This is a genomic window from Mycobacterium sp. (assembly GCF_049802695.1).
GTDB lineage: Bacteria > Actinomycetota > Actinomycetes > Mycobacteriales > Mycobacteriaceae > Mycobacterium.
Map to the genome: position 1 here is coordinate 1 of NZ_JBARMY010000110.1, position 6622 is coordinate 6622.

At 68.4% G+C, this 6622-nt stretch carries 5 protein-coding genes and 1 pseudogene; 2 read left to right on the forward strand and 4 right to left on the reverse strand.

The features are described from left to right. Together WA317_RS04225 and WA317_RS04230 are read left to right on the forward strand one after the other, a co-directional pair. A pseudogene (locus WA317_RS04225) lies at window positions 1-270 on the forward strand (hypothetical protein); the annotation flags it as partial. Next, on the forward strand, window positions 267-749 hold the full coding sequence (locus WA317_RS04230; protein ID WP_425171852.1) for a ferritin-like domain-containing protein: 483 nt from the start codon (window positions 267-269) through the stop codon (window positions 747-749). The pseudogene WA317_RS04225 and the gene WA317_RS04230, both read left to right, overlap by 4 nt. Window positions 750-803: 54 nt before the next feature. Here WA317_RS04230 and WA317_RS04235 read toward each other — a convergent pair whose 3' ends face one another. From WA317_RS04235 to WA317_RS04250, 4 genes are all read right to left on the reverse strand, one after another. Next, window positions 804-2549 carry a proline--tRNA ligase gene (locus WA317_RS04235; protein ID WP_425171853.1) on the reverse strand — a complete coding sequence of 582 codons (1746 nt, stop codon included), beginning with the start codon at window positions 2547-2549 and terminating at the stop codon, window positions 804-806. A gap of 154 nt (window positions 2550-2703) precedes the next feature. After that, entirely contained in the window at window positions 2704-4284 is a 1581-nt protein-coding gene (locus WA317_RS04240) for an MFS transporter (RefSeq protein ID WP_425171854.1), read from the reverse strand. 33 nt (window positions 4285-4317) lie between these two features. Further along, complete coding sequence (gene cobA, locus WA317_RS04245) at window positions 4318-5514, reverse strand: uroporphyrinogen-III C-methyltransferase (RefSeq protein ID WP_425171855.1); 1197 nt, start codon at window positions 5512-5514, stop codon at window positions 4318-4320. Next, on the reverse strand, window positions 5511-6622 hold a 1112-nt coding region (locus WA317_RS04250), incomplete at its 5' end, for a cobyrinate a,c-diamide synthase (protein WP_425171856.1). The genes WA317_RS04250 and cobA, both read right to left, overlap by 4 nt.

Sequence of the window (6622 nt, forward strand, 5' to 3'; positions counted from 1 at the left end):
GCCCTGGACACCGAGATCGCCCGGGTCGCCGGCGGCTCGACGACCACCTCTTCAAAGTCCTCGGACACCACCAGCCCCACCACCAGCGCGGTGGCTGCGCCGCCGCCATCAGTCACCGACGTCGTCAACGCATTGCGGGATTCCGCGGAAAGCGCCCGCCAGGTGGCCCTGACGACGTCGGACTACCGGGCCGGGTTGCTGGCGTCCATCTCGGCTTCCTGCACAGCTGCCGTCACGGTGGCATTGGCGCCGGGACAAGCGGCACCATGACCTCCACCGAACCCAGTGGCAGCACGACGTCCGCCCGTCCGAGCGACCAGCCCGCCGCCGCGCTGTGCGACGCGCTGGCCACCGAGCATTCCGTCATCTACGGCTACGGGATGGTGTCCGCACACTCCGACGCCGAGCTCAACCCGTTGGTGTCGGCCGCCCTCAACGAGCACCGGCAGCGTCGCGACGACGTCATCGCGATGCTGGCGGCCCGGTCGGTGACGGCGCCCGTCGCGGCCGCGGGCTATCAACTGCCCATGCCGTTGACCAATGCGACCGACGCGGCGCGGCTCGCCGTCCGGATGGAAGGCGACACCGCGGTGGCGTGGCGTGCAGTCGTCGAACAGGCCAAAACCTCCGACGACCGCGGCTTCGGGACCAACGCGCTGACGCAAAGCGCCGTCCTGGCCGCGCGGTGGAACCAGGTGCTGGGCGTATTCCCGCTCACCACAGCGTTTCCCGGCGGCAGCGAACACTAGCCCGCCGATGATGCGCGCCGCCGCGCGGCGTGCTGAGGAGCCGGGCGGTTTGATTCAGCCCGACAGCGCGGCGGCGATGTCGGTGACGGCGCTGTGGACAGGCAGCTCGCGGGTCTGGCCGCTAAATCGGTTGCGCAGCTCGACCACGCCGTTCGCCCAACCGCGTCCGATTACCACTATCCACGGGACACCGAGCAGTTCGGCGTCCTTGAACTTCACTCCCGGCGACGCCTGACGGTCGTCGAGCAACACCTCGATACCCAACCGGTCCAGGTCCGCGGCCAGGGCGCCGGCTCCGGCGCGGGCGTCGACGTCTTTGTTGGCGATTACCAGGTGCACACCGAATGGCGCCACCGACGCCGGCCAGCGCAGCCCCAACTCGTCATGGTGCTGTTCGGCGATGACGGCGACGAGCCGCGACACCCCCACGCCGTAGGAGCCCATGGTCAGCCGAACCGGCTTGCCGTCTTCGCCGAGCACGTCGGCGGTGAAGGCGTCGGTGTACTTGCGGCCCAACTGGAAAATGTGGCCGATCTCGATTCCGCGCGCGGAGACCAGCGGGCCGGCGCCGTCGGGTGAGGGGTCGCCGTCGCGGACCTCGGCGGCCTCGATGGTGCCGTCGGCGGTGAAGTCGCGTCCGGCGACGAGGCCGACGACATGCTTGCCCGGCTGGTCGGCACCGGTGATCCAGCTGGTGCCGTCGACGACGCGCGGGTCCACCAGATAGCGCACCTTGTTGTCGAGCACCGCCTTCGGTCCGATGTAGCCCTTCACCAGAAACGGATACCGCGCGAAGTCAGCATCGTCGAGCAGCGCATAGTCAGCCGGGTCCAGCGCCGCACCGAGGCGGCGGTCGTCGATGTCGCGGTCACCCGGCACGCCGATGCCCAGCAGTTCCCAGTCCCCACCCGGCTGGCGCACCTTGAGCAGGACGTTCTTCAACGTGTCGGCGGGGCTGACGACGCGACCCAGATCAGCGCTGTTGGCCCAATTCACCAGGGTGGCGATCGTCGGTGTGTCGCCGGTGTCGTAAAGCACCGGCGCGGGCAGCCCGTCGACCGGAACGGCCTCTGGGCGCGCGGTGACCACGGCCTCGACGTTCGCGGCGTAACCGGATTCCACGCACCGCACGAAGGTGTCTTCACCGATCGGGCTTTCGGCGAGGAATTCTTCGGAGGCGCTGCCGCCCATCGCGCCGGAAACCGCCGACACGACCACGTAGCGCACCTCGAGCCGGTTGAACATCCGCTGGTAGGCGTCGCGGTGTGCGTGGTACGCGGACTTCAGACCGGCGTCGTCGATGTCGAAGGAGTAGGAGTCCTTCATCACGAACTCCCGACCGCGCAGGATGCCGGCCCGCGGCCTGGCCTCGTCGCGGTATTTCGACTGGATTTGGTAGAGCACCAGCGGGAAGTCTTTGTAGGAGCTGTACTCGCCCTTGACGGTCAGGGTGAACAACTCTTCGTGGGTGGGCCCGAGCAGGTAGTCGTTGCCGCGGCGGTCCTTGAGCCGGAACACCCCGTCGCCGTACTCCGTCCAGCGGTTGGTGGTCTCGTAAGGCGCCCGCGGAAGCAGCGCCGGGAAAAGGATTTCCTGGCCGCCGATGGCGTCCATCTCGTCCCGGACGATGCCCTCGATCTTGCGCAGCACCCGCAACCCGAGCGGCAGCCAGGTGTACAGGCCGGGCCCGATCGGGCGGACGTAGCCGGCCCGGATCAGCAGCTTGTGGCTGGGGACTTCGGCATCCGCCGGGTCGTCGCGCAGCGTCCGCAGAAAAAGCTCGGACATCCGGGTGATCACAGCGGGCCAGCCTAGCGGCGATCGCGAGCGCGGCTGAAAGCCGGGCGAAGCGGGTCGCCGCCATCAGCCTAGTCAACGCCGCGAGACAGCAGCCAGGGCTGTGGTTCCCGGTCGAATCGCGACCGTGGGTGCTGCCTCGCGAAGCTGAAGCGGCCTAGAGTTCGCCGGCGTCTATCGCCTCTTTGACTTCTTGCGCGTGGGCGACCTCCTGCGCGGAGTACCCGATCAGTAACGCCACGCCGCCGGTCAGGATCGCCACCCCGGCCACCCACAGCAGGCCGTAGCTGTAGCCGTGGTCGAGCGCGTGCAATTGCGCCGGGTTCATGTACTTCACCGGGCCGTTGGTGCCGCCCAGGTACAGGGTGCGCGAGGTGATGACGGCCTGGATGACGGCCAGCACCACCGGCCCACCCAAGTTCTGCAGCATCATCACAATCGCCGACGTGGGGCCGATCCGGTCCAAGCCGACGTCCGTAATCGCCGCCAGGGCGAGCGGAACGATGGTCATGCCGATACCCATTCCGCCAAGCGTGATCAGCACTACCAGAGTCGGGAAGTACGGCATGTTCCGGTCGAGCGTCGAACCGAAGAGCATCGCACCGAACACCAGGATTCCGCCGCTGATCACCACCACCCGTGGTGAGAACCGGGTCACCAGCTGCGAGGAGACCCCCAACCCGATGCCGAACGCGATGGTGAACGGGATGAATCCGACCCCGGCGCGCAGCGCGCTGTAGCCCATCAGCTCCTGGACGTACAGGCCGATCAGCACGGTCACGGTGAACAGCACGCCACCGCCGAGAAAGATGGCCACGAAGGTGGCCAGTCGGTTGCGGTCGAAAAACAGATCGAACGGCACGACGGGGTTTTCGGCGGTGCGCTCGACGAGCGCGAACGCGATGAAGGCCGCCAAGCCGATCACCGCCGAGCCGACGGTGGTCACGGAGATCCAGCCCTTTTCCGGGCCCATCGAGAACGCGAACACCGCAGCGGTGCAGGCCACCGTCGCCAGCACTGCCCCGGCGGCGTCGAGCTTCATCCGCTCCCGGTGAGTTTCCCGCAGCGCGGTGCGGGCCAGATAGATCATCGCCAGCCCGATCGGCACATTCACCACAAACGCCAGCCGCCAGGACACTTCGGTGAGCGCTCCGCCTACCACCAGGCCCAGCACCGAGCCGATGCCGCCCATCGCGCCCAGCACTGCCGTCGCAATGTTGCGCGAGGGCCCCTTAGGGAAGGTGGTGGCGATCAGCGCCAGGCCGGTCGGCGTGGCGATCGCGGCGCCGATACCCTGCAGCAGCCGGGCGGTCACCAGAGTCGCGTCGTCCCACGCTATGCCACACAAGGCAGAGGCGATCGTGAACAGCGCGACGCCGACGATGAAGGTGCGCTTGCGCCCGATGGTGTCACCGAGGCGACCCCCGAGCAGCATCAGTCCGCCGAACGTCAGCACGTAGGCGGTGATCACCCAGCTGCGCCCGGCGTCAGAGAGGCCCAGCTCGTTCTGGATCTTAGGCAACGCGACGATCGCGATGGTGCCGTCCATCGTCGCCATCAACTGCATGCCGCCGATCGCGACGACCGCCGCGATGAACCGGCGAGACGGCAGCCAACTGGGCAAATACCGGTTGACCCGAGTTTGGGTGGCCTCTGGGACGGGCAGTGGGACTCCTCGTTCCGGGCGGGGCGTGGTCCAGCCGTGGACTACCCGCTCTGCATCATTGAGAGCCGTCATAAGGAGCTACCCTACAGTACTCTTAAGATTCGTTTAATTGCCGAAGGATGCAACCGCCCCGATCACGACGATCGCCGGCGGTCGGATGACTTCCCCGCGGATGCGCTCCGGCACCTCGGCCAGGGTCGTCCGCAACGTCCGCTGAGCGGCCGTCGTCCCGTTCTCCACCACCAGCACCGGCGTATCTGCAGGTCGGCCGCCCTTCAGCAAGGCTTCAGTGAACAGCTGGATACGTTCCACCGCCATCAGCAAAACGATGGTGCCCGTCAAAGCCGCTAAAGCGTTCCAATTCACTAACGATTCGGGGTGATCGGGCGCGACGTGGCCGCTGACCACCACAAATTCGTGGTTGACGGCCCGATGAGTGACCGGAACGCCGGCCAGGGCGGGCACCGCTATGGCACTCGTCACACCTGGGACCACCGTCACCGGAATCCCGGCATCGGCGCAGGCAAGCACTTCTTCGTAGCCGCGGGCGAAAACGAACGGATCGCCGCCTTTGAGGCGCACCACGAACTTGCCGGCCTTAGCGTGTTCGATCAGCAGGCCGTTGATGGCGTCCTGGGCCATCGCGCGCCCGTAGGGAATCTTGGCGGCGTCGATCACCTCCACATGCGGGGACAGCTCGGCGAGCAGTTCCGGCGGCGCCAGCCGGTCGGCGACGACGACGTCGGCTTGCGCGAGCAAGCGGCGGCCCCGAACGGTGATCAGTTCCGGATCCCCCGGGCCGCCGCCGACCAGCGCCACCCCACCATGCACGACGTCGGCGCTTTCGACGGCGACGACGCCGCTCTGCAAGGCTTCCCGGATGGCCGAGCGGATCGCCGCCGACCGGCGGTGCTCCCCGCCGGCCAGTACTCCCACCGAGAGTCCGGCGTATTCGAAGGACGCCGGGGTGACCGCCGTGCCCTCGACCGCAATGTCGGCGCGCACACAGAAGACACGGCGCCGGTCGGCTTCGGCGACCACGGCGGCGTTCACCTGCGCGTCGTCAGTGGCCGCGATCGCGTACCAGGCGCCGTCGAGGTCACCGTCGCGGTAATCGCGCACCGACATGGTGATCCCGCTCATCGCCTCGACCGCGGGGGTGGCGGCCCGGGTGATGACATGCACGTCGGCGCCGCTGGCGATGAGCAGTGGAAGGCGCCGCTGCGCGACGGTACCGCCGCCGACCACCACCACCTTCTTGCCGCCGAGCCGCAGACCGGCAAGGTAGGCGTTCTCAGTCATCGTGTTCCACTGCGGGCAGCGGCGCGGGCGACGAATCGCGTCACCGCGTGCGGGGCCGCGGCCGGATGGGTGTGAAGGTAGGACGCATGCACCCCACTGTGCACCGCGCCCTCGCGCACCGGAGCCAGGTCGGAACCGGAATACACCCATGCAGGCGGGTACTGGTCGGTGAAGGTGACGGCGGTCCGGTGGAATTCATGCCCGACCCGACGCTGGCCCGCTTGGTAGAGCGCCGAATCGGCCGCTGCGACGGCGTCGCGGTAGCCGAGCGTCAAGTGGTCGGTGAAGCGCGCCGAGCCGGCCAGCACGCCACACATCGGGTAGCCGTCGAGTTCGGACGACAGATAGGTCAGCCCGGCGCATTCCGCGTGCACCGGCGCCCCCGCCGCGGCAAGCGTGTTGATCTGTTGCCGGGCAACGTCGTTGGCGGAGAGCTCGGCGGTGAACTGCTCGGGGAACCCGCCGGGCAGGACCACCGCGCAACTACCGTCGGGCAGCGGGTCGGTACGCGGGTCGAACTCGACCACCTCAGCACCGGCGGCGCCGAGCAGCTCGGCGTGCTCGGCGTAACCGAAACTGAACGCCTTGCCGGCGGCCAGCGCCACAGTGACCGAGTGGTGTCCTGCGTCGTCTTCCACGGCAGCTGACGGCGACCAGGGCCAAGAGCTGACCCGCGCACCCGCGACCGCCCGGATGGCCGCGACGTCGACATGCCGCGCGACCAGCGCCGTCATCGCCGCAATCGCCGCCTGCGCGTGCCGGCCGTGTTCGACGGCTGTAACCAGACCCAAGTACCTTGTCGGCACGGTGATTTCGTCGGCGCGTGGGATGGCGCCCAGCACCGGGAGGCCGGTGTGCTCGCAGGCCTGACGCAGCACCTGCTCGTGCCTGGGCGAGCCGACCCGGTTCAGGATGACCCCGACGATGCGGGTGCGGGTGTCGAAGGTCGAAAAGCCGTGCAGCAGTGCGGCGATGCTGTGACTTTGGCCGCGCGCATCGACCACCAGGATGACCGGGGCACCGAGCAGGCCGGCGACATGCGCGGTCGAGCCCGGCGCCGGTATCGGCGCCGCCGCACCGATGCGCCCGTCGAACAGCCCCATCACAC